At 67.7% G+C, this 15,995-nt stretch carries 13 protein-coding genes and 1 pseudogene; 9 read left to right on the plus strand and 5 right to left on the minus strand.

The window, feature by feature from the left end:
* Nucleotides 1-145: 145 nt before the first annotated feature.
* Complete coding sequence (locus tag HZ989_RS08130; RefSeq protein ID WP_209320360.1) at nucleotides 146-1,072, plus strand: YihY/virulence factor BrkB family protein; 927 nt, start codon at nucleotides 146-148, stop codon at nucleotides 1,070-1,072.
* On the opposite strand, the gene HZ989_RS08135 is transcribed toward HZ989_RS08130, so the two are convergent.
* Nucleotides 1,038-1,235, minus strand: coding sequence for a sulfurtransferase TusA family protein (locus tag HZ989_RS08135; protein WP_371812866.1), 198 nt, complete (start codon nucleotides 1,233-1,235; stop codon nucleotides 1,038-1,040). The two genes, HZ989_RS08130 and HZ989_RS08135, sit on opposite strands and share 35 nt — an antisense overlap.
* Before the next feature lie 47 nt (nucleotides 1,236-1,282).
* Nucleotides 1,283-1,777 (minus strand): CinA family protein, encoded by a 495-nt coding sequence (locus tag HZ989_RS08140; RefSeq protein WP_209320362.1) that lies wholly within the window; start codon nucleotides 1,775-1,777, stop codon nucleotides 1,283-1,285.
* Between the two features lie 87 nt (nucleotides 1,778-1,864).
* Here HZ989_RS08140 and HZ989_RS08145 point away from each other — a divergent pair, with 87 nt between their 5' ends.
* Nucleotides 1,865-4,168, plus strand: a complete 2,304-nt coding sequence (locus tag HZ989_RS08145; RefSeq protein WP_209320363.1) for a spermidine synthase — start codon at nucleotides 1,865-1,867, stop codon at nucleotides 4,166-4,168.
* A gap of 9 nt (nucleotides 4,169-4,177) precedes the next feature.
* On the opposite strand, the pseudogene HZ989_RS08150 reads toward HZ989_RS08145, so the two are convergent.
* Nucleotides 4,178-4,381: pseudogene (locus HZ989_RS08150) on the minus strand (2-C-methyl-D-erythritol 2,4-cyclodiphosphate synthase); the annotation flags it as partial.
* Nucleotides 4,382-4,527: 146 nt separating this feature from the next.
* Here HZ989_RS08150 and HZ989_RS08155 point away from each other — a divergent pair.
* The gene (locus HZ989_RS08155; protein WP_209320364.1) at nucleotides 4,528-6,870 is read left to right on the plus strand and encodes a fused MFS/spermidine synthase; all 2,343 of its coding nucleotides are present in this window, start codon (nucleotides 4,528-4,530) and stop codon (nucleotides 6,868-6,870) included.
* On the opposite strand, the gene HZ989_RS08160 is transcribed toward HZ989_RS08155, so the two are convergent.
* A complete protein-coding gene (locus HZ989_RS08160; RefSeq protein ID WP_209320365.1) occupies nucleotides 6,838-7,971 on the minus strand; it encodes a bifunctional 2-C-methyl-D-erythritol 4-phosphate cytidylyltransferase/2-C-methyl-D-erythritol 2,4-cyclodiphosphate synthase in 1,134 nt (377 codons plus the stop codon). The genes HZ989_RS08155 and HZ989_RS08160 overlap by 33 nt on opposite strands.
* 64 nt (nucleotides 7,972-8,035) lie before the next feature.
* Between HZ989_RS08160 and dusB the strand changes: the two genes are divergently transcribed.
* From dusB to hflX, 6 genes are all read left to right on the plus strand, one after another.
* Entirely contained in the window at nucleotides 8,036-9,094 is a 1,059-nt protein-coding gene (gene dusB / locus HZ989_RS08165) for a tRNA dihydrouridine synthase DusB (protein ID WP_209320366.1), read from the plus strand.
* Nucleotides 9,091-11,352: a PAS domain-containing sensor histidine kinase gene (locus HZ989_RS08170; RefSeq protein ID WP_209320367.1), complete on the plus strand. Its 2,262-nt coding sequence runs from the start codon at nucleotides 9,091-9,093 to the stop codon at nucleotides 11,350-11,352. The genes dusB and HZ989_RS08170 overlap by 4 nt, the downstream gene beginning before the upstream one ends.
* Nucleotides 11,353-11,361: 9 nt before the next feature.
* Nucleotides 11,362-12,768, plus strand: coding sequence for a sigma-54 dependent transcriptional regulator (locus tag HZ989_RS08175; RefSeq protein ID WP_209320368.1), 1,407 nt, complete (start codon nucleotides 11,362-11,364; stop codon nucleotides 12,766-12,768).
* Entirely contained in the window at nucleotides 12,768-13,631 is an 864-nt protein-coding gene (locus HZ989_RS08180; RefSeq protein ID WP_209320369.1) for a D-amino-acid transaminase, read from the plus strand. The genes HZ989_RS08175 and HZ989_RS08180 overlap by 1 nt, the downstream gene beginning before the upstream one ends.
* A gap of 110 nt (nucleotides 13,632-13,741) precedes the next feature.
* Nucleotides 13,742-13,987: an RNA chaperone Hfq gene (hfq, locus tag HZ989_RS08185; protein ID WP_131249128.1), complete on the plus strand. Its 246-nt coding sequence runs from the start codon at nucleotides 13,742-13,744 to the stop codon at nucleotides 13,985-13,987.
* A gap of 133 nt (nucleotides 13,988-14,120) precedes the next feature.
* Nucleotides 14,121-15,431, plus strand: a complete 1,311-nt coding sequence (hflX, locus tag HZ989_RS08190; protein WP_209320370.1) for a GTPase HflX — start codon at nucleotides 14,121-14,123, stop codon at nucleotides 15,429-15,431.
* 146 nt (nucleotides 15,432-15,577) lie between these two features.
* Here the strand turns inward: hflX and HZ989_RS08195 are convergent, their stop codons facing one another.
* Complete coding sequence (locus HZ989_RS08195; protein ID WP_209320371.1) at nucleotides 15,578-15,958, minus strand: helix-turn-helix domain-containing protein; 381 nt, start codon at nucleotides 15,956-15,958, stop codon at nucleotides 15,578-15,580.
* Nucleotides 15,959-15,995: the final 37 nt, after the last annotated feature.

Here is a 15,995-nt window from a genome sequence, read left to right on the forward strand (position 1 = left end):
CGGGCATTGGTATCATATCGATGCTGCCATGGTCGGCGCAATGTTGCTGATACCCGCCACAGGCGAAAACGGTCGGGTTGTGGACGCTTCACACAGGGATGTTTTACGATAGGGTCACAAAACAGGGGCTGCGGCGGGAACCGGCTTGAGCGGATATCGAACGGACATCGCATCCCCGGGCTTCTGGGGCAGGCTTTCGGTGCGGGCCTTTACCCGCAGCTGGGGCCGTGACGTCATGCTCTATACGGGCGGGGTGTCGTTCTTTGCCCTGCTGGCGGTCTTTCCGGCGATTGCCATCCTGATCGGCTTCTACAAGGCCGTGCTGTCGATCGCGCAGGTCGGCGAACAGGCGGCTGCCCTGGCCGATGTCATGCCCCATGCGGCCCGCGCCATCTTCCGCGCCGAGATCGAGCGTCTGTCCAACGCCTCTGCCCGTACTGTCTCGACCCAGAGTGCCTTCGCCCTGATCGTCGGTGCCTATGCCGCGCACCGGGGGTTCAAGGCCCTGCTTGCGGGGCTGAATCTCATCCATGACGAGACCGAGCCGCACGGCTTCTTCAAATTCAACCTTCTGGCCTTCTTCGTCGCACTGTTCGCCTTTGCCCTGTTCACGGTCGTGTCCGGAGCCGTCGTGACGTCCCGTCTGCTGGAGCACACGGGACCGGTCGCAGCGGAAAGCGCCTTCATGCCCCTGGATGGTCTGTGGCCGGCGCTGGGTCTCGGGGTGGGGCTGACCCTGCTCTATCGATACGCCATGTCTCATCGCGATCCCGTCGCCTGGGGGCCATCGATCACGGGAGGCGTCGTGGCGACCCTGATGTCGATGGTCTCGTCCTGGCTCTGCGCCATCTATGTGGAGCAGATCGCACAGCTGGGCGCGACCTACGGTTCCGTCGGGGCGGTGGTGGTGCTGCTGATCTGGCTGTCGTGGAACGTCAACGCCATCTTCTATGGCGGAGCGTTCGCCACCGAGATGGAGATCGCCTGGCGTGCGCGGGGCGCACCGGACATTGAACCTGAAGCCTCCGGTTCCGTCGTCAACCTGTCGGAGCGGCGCGCCTCTCGACGGTAATCGTCAGGACGCCGTCGGTCTCCTCGACCGAGACGACCCGTCCTCCCAGTTCGCCCATCAGAAACGGCACATCGATCCGCGCCATGGGGTCCGTGGCCAACAGGATGAAGGCTTCGATCCCGGGCTGGTCTTCCAGCGCCTTTCGGAGACGCAGGCTTGGCACCGGACAACGGTGCTCCCGCGCGTCGACGACGATGGGCGCGCCTTCGCTCACCCCGCCTCGCAGGCGGCGAGCAACAGAGCCAGGGCGACGCGCACGCTTTCCAGCCGCACATCTTCGCGCCCGATGTCTCCGAACAGTCGCTTGTCGTGAACGAGCCCCTGTGGCGTTGCGCAGCCGAAATGAACCAGCCCGACCGGCTTTTCGGCCGAGCCGCCCCCCGGGCCTGCGACGCCGGTGATCGAGACGGCGAGGGCCGTTTTCGCGGCCTCCCGGGCCCCCGTCGCCATGGCCCGCGCCACCGGCTCCGACACCGCGCCGTGCCTGACGATCAGGGCGGCCGGCACGCCCAGCATCTCCGACTTGGCCGCGTTGCTGTAGGTCACGAAGCCCCGGTCGACGACCGACGACGACCCGGCCACGGCCGTCAGGGCACCCGCGACCAGGCCGCCGGTGCAGCTCTCGGCCGTCGCCACCGTCCAGCCTCGCGCCGAGGCGGCGGCGATCACCGAGGCCGCCAGTCGCTGGATATCATTCGGGAACATGGGTCTTTCCGATCCGTGCGCGAGTCAGTCTAGGCTGATCCGGTGGTGTGCGTCTGTCGATAGCACGCGCGCCAGACCGGGGACCCCATGACCGACACAGCCCTGCCGGACGACGCCGCGCCTTCGACGGAGGGCGGCGATCGCGTGACGCCGGTCCTGTTCGCCGTGGCCATCTTCACCTCGGCGGCCCTGGTCTTCGTCGTCCAGCCCATGGTGACCAAACTGGTCCTGCCGATGCTCGGCGGCTCTCCATCGGTCTGGAACACGGCCATGGTCTTCTTCCAGACCGCTCTTCTGGCCGGTTACTGCTACGCCCACCTGCTGCAACGCCTGACCTCGATGCGGGCCCAGATGGCGACCCATCTGGTCCTGCTGCTGCTGGCGGCCCTGTTCCTGCCGCTCAAGATCAACGGAGTGCTGGGCGACCCCGATCCGAGCGCCCCGATCGGCTGGCTGCTGGCGACCCTGGCCCTGTCGGTCGGCGCGCCCTTCGCCGTCCTGTCGGCGACGGCGCCCCTGCTGCAGGCCTGGTACGCCCGGGTTCGCGTCGGTCATGCCGATGGCAAGAACCCCTATGTCCTCTATGCGGCGTCCAACCTCGGCAGCTTCCTGGCCCTGCTGGCCTATCCGCTCATCCTTGAACCGCTCATGACCCTGTCGGGCCAGCGCGTGAGCTGGAGCGGAGGCTATGCCGCCTTCATGCTGATGGTCGTGGCCCTCGCCGTCGTGGCCTGGCAACGCGGTCAGATCGGCGGGGCGCCGGTCGCCAGCCTGGAGACCAGCGCGCCGATCCCCTGGCGCGAGAAGTTCATCCTCGTGCTTCTCGCCGCCGCGCCGTCCAGCCTGATGCTCGGGGTCACCGCCCACCTGGCCACCGACGTCGCCTCGGCGCCCTTCCTGTGGGTCATCCCGCTGGCCCTCTATCTGCTGACCTTCGTGATCGCCTTCCAGGACAGGCCGTGGATCCCGCTGCCGATCACCCTGGTGATCTCGGGTGCCGTGACCCTGGTCTGCATCAGCTTCACCGCCTTCCGGACCGGTGACTGGATCATGATGTTCGGCCTGCATCTGGCGACTTTCTTCCTGCTCGCCCTGATGTGTCACCAGAGGCTGGCCGCGCGGCGTCCTCCGCCGGACCGGTTGACCGAATTCTATCTGCTGATGTCGCTGGGCGGGGTCGTCGGCGGCGCCTTCACGGCCCTTCTGGCGCCCGTGCTGTTCAACGGCGTGTGGGAATACCCGCTGGTCCTCGTCCTCGCGGGGCTGGCGCGGCCGTTCAACAAGGCGCCGATCCGGAACTGGGAGGTCTATCTGTTCGTCGGCGCAGTGCTCGCCACCGGCCTGCCGCCGCTGCTGTCGGCGGCGGCCCAGGCCGACTGGGGCTTCGGCTGGTGGCTCAACAACAATGTCTCGGGCAGCATGCCGGGCCTGACCCAGTTCATCATGCTGGCACCGATCCTGGCCGGCTTCATCCTGCGCGACCGCACCCCGGCCTATGTCATCATCGCCGCTGGCATCGCCTTGTCGACCGCCTATATCGCGCGCGGCTATGAGGCCGCCTTCACCGACCGCAGCTTCTTCGGCGTGATGAAGATCGGCGTCACCGAGGACCCGCGCCTGGGCGGGCAGGTCAACATCCTGATGCACGGCACGACCCTTCATGGCTCCCAGCCACGCAACCCGGCCTTCGCCTGCATGCCCACGCTGTATTACGCGCCGTCGACGCCGCTCGGGCAGGTCATGCAGGGCCTGCAGCTTCGCAACGAGGGCCGCGGCGTCACCGTCGGTGTTGTGGGGCAGGGGTCCGGAGCCATGGCGGGCTACAAGCGTGCCGAGGACAACATGGCCTTTTTCGAGATCGACCCGATGGTCGACCGGCTGTCGCGCGATCCACAGTGGTTCACCTTCATCTCGACCTGCGCCGATGGACCGGTCCGGACGGTGCTCGGCGATGCCCGCCTGTCGATGGCCCACGAGAAGGCCGGCACCTACGACTACCTTGTCATCGACGCCTTCTCTTCCGACGCCGTGCCGACCCACCTGCTGACCGTCGAGGCCATCGCCGGCTATCTGAAACTGCTGAAGCCCGATGGCGTGCTGCTGTTGCACCTGTCCAACCGCAATCTGGATATCACCCGGCCGGCCCAGGCGGCGGCCGTGGCGCTGGGGGTGCCCTATCTGCACCAGCTCTATGCCGAACGGCCCGATACACCGGACATGGCGGAGGCCTCTACCGAGGCGATCATCCTGTCACCGACCGAGGCGGGCCTGGCCCGGTTCCGGTCCGATCCGCGCTGGGCCGTGCTGCCGGATACGAAGGTCAAGCCCTGGACCGACGACTATGTGAACCTGTTCGGTTCGCTGTGGCGACATTTCAGGGGGGAGGGCTGAGGACGCCCAGGCGGGCAGTTCGATCGTGGCCTGGGCCTGGGCGGCCAGACCCTCGCCGCGACCGGTGAAGCCCATGGCTCCGGTCGTGGTCGCCTTCACGCTGACGGCGTCCAGCGGCAGGCCCAGGATCCCGGCCAGGCGCTCGCGCATCGCCTGATGGTGAGGCTTCACCTTCGGTCGCTCGCAGATCAGGGTGACGTCGACATTGACCAGACGAACGCTGTCTCCGCACCGACCGCCGCGTGCCACGGCTTTGACACCGTCTGGAAACATGGGCCTTTTCGAACCGGCAGCGAGTCGGCTTAGGCTCGGCTCAGGGCGCGGGTCTGTCGACCGGTGCGCGACATTCGGGGGATTTCATGACCGACGCCACCGTGACGCAGGATATCGGCTCATCCCGGGATGGGGCCCCCGACGACCGGGTCATGCCGGTCCTGTTCGCCCTGGCCATCTTCACCTCGGCATCCCTCGTCTTCGTGGTCCAGCCGATGGTGACCAAGCTGGTCCTGCCGATGCTGGGCGGCTCGCCGGCCGTGTGGAACACCGCAATGGTGTTCTTCCAGGCGGCGCTGCTGGGCGGTTATGCCTATGCTCACCTGCTGCAGCGACTGCGCTCCATGCGGGGTCAGATGGCTGTTCACCTGGGGCTGCTCAGTCTGGCCGCCTTGTTCCTGCCGCTGCGAATGAGCGGCCTGCTGGGCGATCCCAGCCCCGATGCACCGATCGCCTGGCTGCTGGGAACGCTCGCCCTTTCGGTCGGCGCGCCGTTCGCCGTGCTATCAGCGACCGCACCGCTGCTTCAGGCCTGGTACGCCCGGGTCCGCGCGGGCCATGCCGACGGCAAGAACCCCTATGTGCTCTATGCCGCCTCGAACCTGGGAAGCTTCATCGCGCTTCTGGCCTATCCGGTTCTGATCGAGCCGCTCGCGACCCTGTCGGGCCAGCGAGCCGGCTGGAGCGGCGGCTATGCATTGTTCATGCTGATGGTGATCGTCCTGGCGGCAGTCGCCTGGCGGCGCGCCCATGTGAGCGTCGCGCCGGTCGAGGCCCTGCCGGTCAGCCCCGCCATCCCGTGGCACGAGAAGGTCGTGTTTGTGTTGCTGGCTGCCGCGCCGTCCAGCCTGATGCTGGGGGTGACCACCCACCTGTCCACCGACGTGGCGTCCGCCCCGTTTCTGTGGGTCATTCCGCTGGCGCTCTACCTGCTGACCTTCGTCATTGCGTTTCAGGCAAGGCCGCTGATCCCCTTGCCCCTGACGCTGACTATCGGCGGCGCCATCGGCCTTCTGACCCTCTCGTTCACGGCGTTTCTGATGGGGGCCTGGCCGCTGATGTTCGGCCTGCACCTGCTGACCTTCTTCTTCCTGGCCCTGATGTGCCACCAGCGGCTGGCCGCGCGGCGACCGCCGCCGGACCGGCTGACAGAGTTCTATCTTCTGATGTCGTTGGGCGGCGTGGTGGGCGGGGCCTTCACCGCGCTTCTGGCACCCGTCATCTTCAATGCCGTTTGGGAGTATCCTCTCGTACTTGTTCTGGTCGGGCTGGCCCGGCCCATGGACCGATCGCCGATCCGGACCTACGAGGTCTATCTGTTTTCAGCCGCCGTGCTTGTGTGCGCCGTGCCGCCTCTGCTGTCGGCGGCCTTGCAGGCGAACTGGGCTTTCGCCGGATGGCTCTCGAAGACCGTCACGGCGGACATGCCGCGCCTGACCCAGTTCATCCTGCTGGTCCCGATCATTATCGGTTTCCTGCTCCGGGGTCGTATGCCGGCCTACGTCATCATCGCCGCCCTGATCGCCATCTCGACCCAATACATCGCGCGCGGCTACGAATCGGCCTTCACCGAGCGCAGCTTTTTCGGCGTGACGAAGGTGGGCCGGACCCAGGATCCCCGACTGGGCGGCGAGGTCCACATCCTGATGCATGGCACGACCCTGCACGGTGCCCAGCCGCGCAACCCGGCCTTCGCCTGCATGCCGACCCTCTACTATGCGCCCTCGACCCCGATCGGTCAGACGACCGAGACGCTGCAGAGGCGCAAACCCGGCCTGAACATCGGCGTGGTGGGGCAGGGGTCGGGCGCAATGGCGGGCTACAAGCGCGCCAGGGACACAATGACCTTCTTCGAGATCGACCCGCTGGTCGATCAGCTCTCGCGCGATCCCCGCTGGTTCACCTTCATCTCGGACTGCGCCGACGGACCGATCCGGACCGTGCTGGGCGACGCGCGGCTGACGATGGCGCAGGAGCCGGCCGGCAGCTACGATCTGTTGCTGATCGACGCCTTCTCGTCGGACGCTGTGCCGACGCATCTGCTGACGGTCGAGGCGATCCGGGGCTATCTGAAGCTGCTGAAGCCGGATGGCGTGGTGATCCTGCACCTGTCGAACCGGAACCTGGACGTCGTCCTGCCGGCGGCCGCTGCGGCCCAAGCCCTCGGCGTGCCGAACCTGCATCAGTTCTACGTGGAAGGGAACGAACGGCCCGATATGGCAGAGACCTCGACCGAGGCCCTGATCCTGTCACCCACCGAGGCGGGTCTGGCGGAACTGCGTCAGCAGCCGCAGTGGGAAACCATCGCAGACACCAGAGTGCGGCCCTGGACCGACGATTATGTGAACCTGTTCGGTTCGCTGTGGCGTCACATCAAAAGTCAGGGAGCCGACGGATCAGGCGGGAAGGTCGATCGTCGCGATGGCTGAGGCGGCTAGCCCTTCCTCGCGGCCGGTAAAGCCCATGCCTTCCATCGTCGTGGCCTTCACGCTGACCGCATCCAGCGGCAGGCCAAGAATTTCGGCCAGGCGCTCGCGCATCGCCTGACGGTGCGGCTTCACCTTTGGCCGCTCGCAGATCAGGGTGACGTCGACATTGACCAGCCGACCGCCCCGGGCGTGCAGCCGCTTGACCGCATGGATCAGGAACAGGTCCGACGCCGCGCCCTTCCACTGCGGATCGGTCGGCGGAAAATGATCGCCGATATCGCCGTCGCCCATGGCCCCCAGCAGGGCGTCGGTCAGGGCGTGCAGGCCCGCATCGGCATCCGAATGGCCCATCAGGGTCTGATCGTGCGGGATGGCCACGCCGCACAGCCAGACGGTGTCGCCCGGGCCCCAGCGATGGGCGTCGAAGCCGGAACCGACCCGGGTCTGGCGTGGTATCAGGGCCTCGGCCATGTCGAAATCCTCCGGATAGGTCAGTTTCATCAGGCGCGGATCACCGGGCACAAGACGGACCGAGCCGCCGTCACGCTCGACCACGGCGGCGTCATCGGTCGGGGGCGCGCCGTCGGGCCAGGCGGCGTAGGCGGCCAGCAGTCTGTCGGCCCGGAAGGCCTGGGGCGTCTGGGCGCGCCACAGGCCCGCGCGATCCACCGTGGCCTCGATGCGGTCGCTGCCGCGCTTCAGGGTGTCTGAGACGGGCAGGGCAGCGATCGCTCCATCGGCCCCCGTCAGGGCCGCGCGCAGGCGCCCGATCACTTCGACAGAAAGCAGGGGGCGCGCGGCGTCGTGGATCAGGACGACCTGATCCTTCGCACCGGTCAGGGCCCTGAGACCCGCCTGGACCGAATCGCTGCGCTCGGCCCCTCCGACGATCGCCGACCAGTGGGTCAGCCCGGCCAGGGCCTCAGCGGCCCTGTCCTGACTGCCCGGAGCCACGACGACCACGACCTGATCGGCCCCGGAGTCCAGCATCGCCTCGACGGACCAGCGCACGACGGGTTTGCCGCCCAACCGCCGCCACTGCTTGTCTCCACCGGCCCGGGAGCCGGATCCGGCCGCCACCACGATCGCTGCAAAGGTCATGACGGCCTTCTAGGGGCCACGATGGCGGTTGACGAGAGGCTCCGCATGGGATGGTGACGAACGGATGAGCACAGGCTTGCAGATCGGCGATGTGACGATCCCCGGACGGGTGCTGATGGCTCCCATGACCGGCGTCACCGATCTGCCGTTCCGCCAGCTCGCCTGTCGACTGGGCGCCGTCTATGTCGCCACCGAAATGGTGGCCGCGGCCGAGCTGGCCCGCGCCCGGCCTGATGTCGTGCGGCGCGCGGCCGTCGGCGATGGCCTGCCGTTGACGGTCATCCAGCTGGTCGGCCGCGATCCGGCCGCGATGGCGCAGGGCGCGCGCATGGCCGAGGCGGCGGGGGCCGATATCGTCGATCTGAACTTCGGCTGTCCGGCCAAGGAGGTCACGGGCTCGGCCTCGGGCTCGGCCCTGATGCGGACCCCGGACCTTGCCGGGCGGATCATGGCGGCGGTGGTCGCCGCGACCTCGCGGCCGGTCACGGTCAAGATGCGGCTGGGCTGGGACGACGACAGCCGCAATGCGCCGGAACTGGCGGCGCGCGCGGAGGCTCTCGGCGTGAAGGCGGTCACCGTCCACGGCCGGACCCGCCAGCAGTTCTACACCGGCCACGCCGACTGGGATGCCATTGCGGCGGTGAAGCGCGCCGTGGCCATCCCCGTCATCGTCAACGGGGATATCGTCACGGCCGGGCAGGCGCGCGAGGCGCTGGACAGGTCGGGGGCCGACGGCCTGATGCTGGGACGGGGCGTCTATGGTCGTCCCTGGCTGGCGGCTCACCTGGAGCGCGCCCTTGCCGACGGCACCGTCCTGCACGAACCCGACCGCAACGAGCGGTTCGCGATCGTCGTCGATCATCTGCATGCTTCCATCGCCTTCTATGGCGCCGGGCTGGGCCTGAAGATGTTCCGCAAGCATCTCGGCTGGTACGTCGAGCAGGCTCCCTGGCCCGCCTCGCCCGAGGATCGGCGCGCCGCGAAAGGCCAGATCTGCCGCCTTGATGACCCGAACGCGGTCGCAGGGTCGCTGGCGGCCCTGTGGGGCGTGAGGCTTCCGAAGCATTTCCGCAACGACGCTGTTGAAATTTCGCCACAGGTAGTTGAAGCTGTCGTGATATGAGCGACACACAGGTCCAGACCGGCGCGACAGAAGGCGAGCCATCCCTCTGGGGAAGGCTGGAGGCCGGACCGATGCGCGCGGCGTTCGGCGCGGCCTATGCCCTGGCCTTTCTGATCGCCGGTGCCGCGATCTGGCTGGTCGCCGTCGCGCCGGGCGCGGCCGCCGGAGATGACGCCCGCGCCACGGCCAGCCGCGCGGTCCTCTACATCCTCATCGCCAACCTGGTTTTGATCGGCGGCCTCGGTGCCGTGATCGGCAGCCGTGTGCTGCGCCTGTCGCAGCGCCGGGCGGACGATCCGGGCGCGCGCCTGCATCTTCGGTTCGTGACGCTGTTTTCACTGGTGGCGGTGGTCCCGGCCGTACTGATCGCCCTGGTGTTCGGACTGCTGGTCAATCGCGGGGTGGACCAATGGTTCAGCCAGAACGTCCGCTCGGCTGTGGAGAATGGAGCCACGATCGGGCGGGCCTATGTCGACGATGTCGGTGGCGGCTTGACCCGCGATCTCAACACCATGGCCATCGAACTCGGCGGGGTGCGGGATGTGTTCGGCAACCGCATCCAGTTCTCCGGCGCCCTGACGCAGATTGCCGAGTTCTTCGGCTATCCGGCGGTCTATATCCTGAACGGAGAGGGTCAGGTGCTGGCGCGCGGCGAACTGCCCGGCGCACCCGCCTACGTCGCGCCCCCGCGCGAGGTGTTCGAAACCGCCGCCGAGGGTCAGGAGGTTCCTGTCACGGTCACGGAGCATCCCGACACCGTCCGCGCCGTCTATCCCTTGCCCGACTATGGCGACGCCTATCTGTATGTCGTCCGGCCCCTGGCCCCCGGCATCGTCGCCCGGATGCGCAATGGCGAGGAGTCGATCCAGGCCTATCGGGTCGCGGAGGAAAGCCGTGCCCGGCTGCAGGCCGCCTTCGCCCTCAGCTATCTGGAAACGGCGCTGCTGGTCCTGGTCGGCGCGGTCTGGCTCGGCATGTCGGCGGCCAGCGCGATTTCGGCCCCCATTGGACGGCTGGTGAAGGCGGCCGATCAGGTGGCTGCGGGCGACCTGTCCGCCCGCGTCGAGGCCGACGGCGCACCCGGCGAAATCGCCACCCTGTCTCGCGCCTTCAATCGCATGACCGGCGACCTCCAGGCCCAGCAGGCCGCCCTGAAGACCGCCAGCGACGAGGCCCAGGATCGAAGCCGCTTCATCGAGACCGTGCTGTCGGGCGTCAGCGCGGGCGTCATCGGCCTGGACAGGCGCGGCCGGATTTCCGCGATCAACGACAGCGCCTTGCAGCTGCTTTCGATCTCCGAGGTTGAGGTTCGCGGACAGGGTCTGGCCGACGTGGCGCCCGAGCTCGGCGAACTGGTGCGGCGGGTCGAGGCCCACATCGAGGAAGATATCGACGTCTCGCGCGAGGGCGAGATGCGCCGCCTGCGCGTCCGGATCGAGGGCGGCGTGGGCGGCGAGATGGTGCTGACCTTCGACGACATCACCCGGCTGGTCACGGCCCAGCGCAATGCCGCCTGGCGCGATGTCGCCCGCCGCATCGCGCACGAGATCAAGAACCCCCTGACCCCGATCCAGCTATCGGCCGAGCGGCTGAAGCGTAAATTCCGCCCCGCCATCACCGAGGATGTCGAAGTCTTCGACCGCTGCACCGACACCATCATCCGCCAGGTCGGTGACATCGGCCGGATGGTGGACGAGTTCTCGTCCTTCGCCCGAATGCCCGCGCCGCGCTTCACCAACGAGAACCCGGCAGAGCTGTTGCGCGAAGCCGTCTTCGCCCAGCGCGTCGCGGCGCCCGACATGGTCGTCGAACTGATCGAACCTCTGCCCAGGGCGAAGATGAAGGCCGACGGCCGGATGGTCGGTCAGGCCCTCGCCAACATCCTGAAGAACGCCGGAGAGGCCGTCGCGGCGCGCCGCCTGGGCACCCCCGCCAACGAGGACGACGTGGCCATCAGCGCGCGGCTGGAGATCGAGAACGGCATCGCGACCTTCATCATCGAGGACGCCGGCAAGGGCCTGCCCGTCCGCGACCGCGACCGCCTGACCGAGCCCTATGTCACGACGCGCGAGAAGGGCACCGGCCTCGGTCTCGCGATCGTCAAGCGCATTTGCGAGGACCACGGCGGCGACCTGAAACTGTCAGATGCCGACACCTTGGGCGGTGCGAAAATCTGTCTGATCTTTCCCCTCATCCCCACCGGCAAAGCCGACCGCGCGCCGGAGCCGCAAAGCTCCCGCACGCTGGCGGCCGAATAGCGAGGCGATATGCGTTCCAACGGTGCTGACATCCTGGTCGTCGACGACGAGGCCGACATCCGCGACCTGGTCTCCGGCCTGCTGGAAGACGAGGGACATTCCGTGCGCTGCGCGTCCAGTTCGGAGGAAGCCCTGGCCGGCATCCGGGCCCGCAAGCCCAGCCTGATCGTGCTGGACATCTGGATGCAGGGCGGGGGCATGGACGGGCTGGAGCTGCTCGACCTGGTCAAGACTCTGGACGCCGACCTGCCGGTCGTCATGATCTCGGGGCACGGCAATATCGAGACGGCCGTCAGCGCCCTGAAGCGCGGGGCCTATGATTTCATCGAGAAGCCCTTCAAGTCCGACCGGCTGGTGGTGGTCATCGAGCGCGCCCTGGAGGCGGCCTCGCTGAAGCGCGAGAACCGCCGTCTGCGGGGGATCGCGATGACGCCGACGGGGCTGATCGGTCGCTCCGCTGCGGCCCAGGTCCTGCGCACGACCATCACCAAGGTCGCCCCCGCCAACAGCCGCGTCCTGATCTCCGGTCCGCCCGGCTCGGGCAAGGAACTGGTCGCGCGCCAGATTCACGAGGCCAGTCCGCGGGCGAAGAGCGAGTTCGTCGCCATCTCCGCCGCCGGCATGACGCCCGAGCGGCTGGACCTGGAGCTGTTCGGCGAGGAGGGCCACGACGGCCGCCCGCGCAAGATCGGGGTGTTCGAGCGCGCCCACAACGGCACCCTCTATCTGGACGATGTCGGCGACATGCCGCGCGAGAGCCAGAGCCGCATCCTGCGCGTGCTGGTCGAGCAGCGTTTCCGCCGCGTCGGCGGCGAACAGGACGTGCAGGTCGATGTCCGCGTCGTCACCTCGACCTCGCGCGACCTGAAGATCGAGATCACCGAGGGCCGCTTCCGCGAGGACCTGTTCCACCGCCTGAACGTCGTCCCGATCCGCGTCCCGCCGCTGTCGGAACGCCGCGAGGACATCGCCGAACTGGTCGAATATTTCATCGAAACGCTGAGCACGTCCCAGGGGCTGCCGCGCCGACGCCTGGGCGACGACGCCATCGCCGTGCTGCAGGTCCATCCCTGGCCCGGCAATGTCCGCCAGCTGCGCAACAACGTCGAACGCCTGCTGATTCTGGCCACCGGCGACCTGAACGACCCGATCTCGGCCGATATGCTGCCCCAGGAAGTGGCATCGACCGGCAGCTCCGGCATGGGCACCGAGCGCACCATCGCCCTGCCGCTGCGCGAGGCGCGCGAGGTGTTCGAGCGCGAATACCTGGCCGCCCAGATCATGCGGTTCGGGGGCAATATTTCGCGCACCGCCGCCTTCATCGGCATGGAGCGGTCGGCGCTGCACAGGAAGCTGAAGTCGCTGGGCGTCTCGCCCTCGCGCGGCGGCGAAGACGAAGACGGGAGCATCGACTGATGTCGCGGGTCGCCTATGTGAACGGGGTCTATCAGCGCCACGCGGAGGCGACGATCCATGTCGAGGATCGCGGCTTCCAGTTCGCCGACGGCGTCTATGAGGTCTGGTCCGTCTTCGGCGGCCGGATGGCCGATTTCGAGGGCCACATGACCCGGCTGCACCGCAGCCTCAACGAACTGCGCATCGACATTCCGATGACGCCCGAGGCCCTGACCCGTGTGCTCAAGGAGACCATCCGTCGGAACCGCGTCCGCGACGGCATCGTCTATCTGCAGGTCACGCGCGGCACGGCGCGGCGCGACCACCCGTTCCCGGCCCCCGGCACCCCGCCCAGCGTGGTGGTGACGTCGAAATCCATCCCCTTCGCCCGCTCCCAGGCCCAGGCCGCAAAGGGGGTCGCCGTCGTCACCCACCCGGACATCCGCTGGGGCCGTTGCGACATCAAGACGGTCGGTCTCCTGCCCAACGTCCTGGCCAAACAGGCCGCGCGCGACAAGGGGGCCTATGAGGCCTGGATGGTCGACGAGATGGGTCTGGTCACCGAGGGCTCCTCGACCAATGCCTGGATCGTCGACAAGGCCGGAAAGCTGCGCACCCGCGACACCCAGGCCAACATCCTGAAGGGCATCACCCGCACCGCCATCATGGCCATGATCGAGGCCGAGGGCATCGAGCTGGACGAACGCCCCTTCAGCGTCGACGAGGCCAAGGAGGCCCGGGAAGCCTTCTTCACCGCCGCCGGGGCCTTCGTCATGCCCGCCATCTCGATCGACGGCGTGAAGATCGGCGACGGCAAACCCGGCCCGATCGCGACGAAACTGCGCGCCCGCTACCTTGAAGAGGCGAAACGCGAGGCCATCTAGATGTTGCGACGCGGCAACTGCGTCGTCTAGGCTGACAAGGCCGGGCTCAACCGGCCCCGCGTTCCTCCCCCCGAGCGCGGCGAACAACAAAAGAACAGGACAAACCTGCCATGTCGCAAGACAAGCGTCAGAACCTTCAGGACACCTTCCTCAACTCGGTCCGCAAGACCAAGACCCCCCTGACCATCTTCCTGGTCAATGGCGTCAAGCTGCAGGGCATCGTGACCTGGTTCGACAATTTCTGCGTGCTGCTGCGTCGCGACGGGCAGTCCCAGCTCGTCTACAAGCACGCCATTTCCACCATCATGCCGTCCGCGCCCGTGCAACTGTACGAGCCGGACGCCGACGAGGACTGAGTTCAGTGGCGAGTGGCGAGTGACGAGTGACGAACGAAAGTGATGCGCTGACGCCGGCTCGTAACTACATGCGGTTCTGAGCGATTTACGCCCTTCGACACTCGCCACTCACCACTCGCCACTCCGAGACGCCTTGACCTCCAGACTCATCGACCATTCCGTGCCGCTCATCCGGGCGGTCGTCATCCATCCCGACATGGGCGAGCGATCGTCCCGACCGGCACAGGAACGGCTCGAGGAGGCCTCGGGCCTCGCCCGCGCGCTGGACCTCGACGTCCGCGCCGAGGAGGTCGTGCGCCTGCGCAAGACCACGCCCGCGACCCTGTTCGGCACCGGCAAGGTCGAGGAACTGGCCGCCCTGATCCGCGCCGCCGAGGCCGAGGCCGCCGTCGTCGACGACGACCTCACGCCCGTCCAGCAGCGCAATCTGGAAAAGGAATGGGACTGCAAGGTCATCGACCGCACCGGTCTGATCCTCGAGATCTTCGGCCGTCGCGCGCGGACGAAGGAGGGCCGGCTGCAGGTCGAACTGGCCCGGCTCGACTATGAGAAATCCCGCCTCGTCCGCACCTGGACCCACCTGGAGCGCCAGCGCGGCGGCACCGGCTCGACCGGCGGTCCCGGCGAGACCCAGATCGAGCTCGACCGCCGCCTGATCGCCGACCGCATCGTCAAGCTGAAGGGCGAACTGGAAGAGGTCCGCCGCACCCGCGGCCTGCACCGGAAACAGAGGAAGAAGGCCCCGTTCCCCGCGGTCGCCCTGGTCGGCTACACCAATGCCGGCAAGTCGACCCTGTTCAACCGGCTGACGGGGTCGGAGGTGCTGGCCAAGGACCTGCTGTTCGCCACCCTCGACACCACCCAGCGCACCATCCGCCTGCCGCAGGGCCGCCCCGCCATCATCGCCGACACCGTGGGCTTCATCTCCGACCTGCCGCACGAACTGGTCGAGAGCTTCCGCGCGACCCTGGAAGAGGTGGGCGAGGCCGACCTGATCCTGCACGTCCGCGACATCGCCTCGGCCGACACGGCGGCCCAGGCGAAGGACGTCGAGGACGTCCTGAAACAGATCGAACAACCCCCCAATCCTGATGGAACGGCGAAACCCCGCCGCATCCTCGAGGTCTGGAACAAGACCGACCTGCTGGACCCCGAGACCCGTGAGGCCTTTGAGGGCCAGGCCGCCCGCTCCGGCAACACGGCGGTCGCCGTCTCCGCCTGGACCGGGCAGGGGATCGAGACCCTGCGCCAGGCCATCACCGACCTGATCGACGACGACCCCGAGACGGAACTGGTCCTGCAGCCCTCACAGGGCGAGGCCCTGGCCTGGCTGTATGAGCACGGGCGGGTGACGGCGCGCGACACGGACGATCAGGGTCGGATGCGGCTGACCGTCCGGCTGGACCCGCAGGCGATGGGGCGGTTCGAGCGGCAGTTCGGCTAAGGCGTCAGGCCAGGACGACCGCCCTTGTCATCCCGGCCGCAGCGAAGCTTGTCATCCCGGCCGCAGCGAAGCGGAGAGCCGGGACGGCAGCCAACGGACACCCTTGACGCCCGGACGGCCCGAGTCGGCCGTCAGGCTCCAGACGTTCAGGAAACCCTTTCATCCGCGTCGTACCGGTTCCTCGCGGCTTGCACGGCCGCGTGGTGGTTCGTAGCCCAGGTCACCAGCGGGATAATCCGGCTCAACAGATCGCCCCCCATCGGTGTGAGCTGGTAGCGGACCTCTATCGGGGAGCCGGGGACGACCTCACGCCTGACGTAGCCATCGCGCTCCAGCGCTCGCAGGTTTTCGGTGAGTACACGTTGGGAAATGTCGCCAATCAGCCGTTTGATGGCCGAGAATCTCTGCGGTCCGTCCTCAAGGGCGAGCAAGATCAGCGAACTCCATTTGCCCGTCACTGTGACGAGAATGGCCCGCACGGGGCAGAGCCCGCTTTCCTCTTCGGCTTGGACGGTAATGGGAAGCATACCAGGTTCCTTTTCGGTGCGTTATTGACACCAATTA

The sequence above is a fragment of the Brevundimonas sp. AJA228-03 genome, from assembly GCF_017795885.1.
Classification (GTDB): Bacteria; Pseudomonadota; Alphaproteobacteria; order Caulobacterales; family Caulobacteraceae; genus Brevundimonas.

What these genes read in the sequence shown, in the direction of transcription:
- HZ989_RS08180 (WP_209320369.1), top strand. Translation starts at nt 12,768, where the DNA reads ATGTCGCGGGTCGCCTATGTGAACGGGGTCTATCAGCGCCACGCGGAG.
- hfq (WP_131249128.1), top strand. Translation starts at nt 13,742, where the DNA reads ATGTCGCAAGACAAGCGTCAGAACCTTCAGGACACCTTCCTCAACTCG.
- HZ989_RS08175 (WP_209320368.1), top strand. Translation starts at nt 11,362, where the DNA reads ATGCGTTCCAACGGTGCTGACATCCTGGTCGTCGACGACGAGGCCGAC.
- HZ989_RS08160 (WP_209320365.1), bottom strand. Translation starts at nt 7,971, where the DNA reads ATGACCTTTGCAGCGATCGTGGTGGCGGCCGGATCCGGCTCCCGGGCC.
- HZ989_RS08140 (WP_209320362.1), bottom strand. Translation starts at nt 1,777, where the DNA reads ATGTTCCCGAATGATATCCAGCGACTGGCGGCCTCGGTGATCGCCGCC.
- HZ989_RS08155 (WP_209320364.1), top strand. Translation starts at nt 4,528, where the DNA reads ATGACCGACGCCACCGTGACGCAGGATATCGGCTCATCCCGGGATGGG.
- HZ989_RS08195 (WP_209320371.1), bottom strand. Translation starts at nt 15,958, where the DNA reads ATGCTTCCCATTACCGTCCAAGCCGAAGAGGAAAGCGGGCTCTGCCCC.
- dusB (WP_209320366.1), top strand. Translation starts at nt 8,036, where the DNA reads ATGAGCACAGGCTTGCAGATCGGCGATGTGACGATCCCCGGACGGGTG.
- HZ989_RS08170 (WP_209320367.1), top strand. Translation starts at nt 9,091, where the DNA reads ATGAGCGACACACAGGTCCAGACCGGCGCGACAGAAGGCGAGCCATCC.
- HZ989_RS08145 (WP_209320363.1), top strand. Translation starts at nt 1,865, where the DNA reads ATGACCGACACAGCCCTGCCGGACGACGCCGCGCCTTCGACGGAGGGC.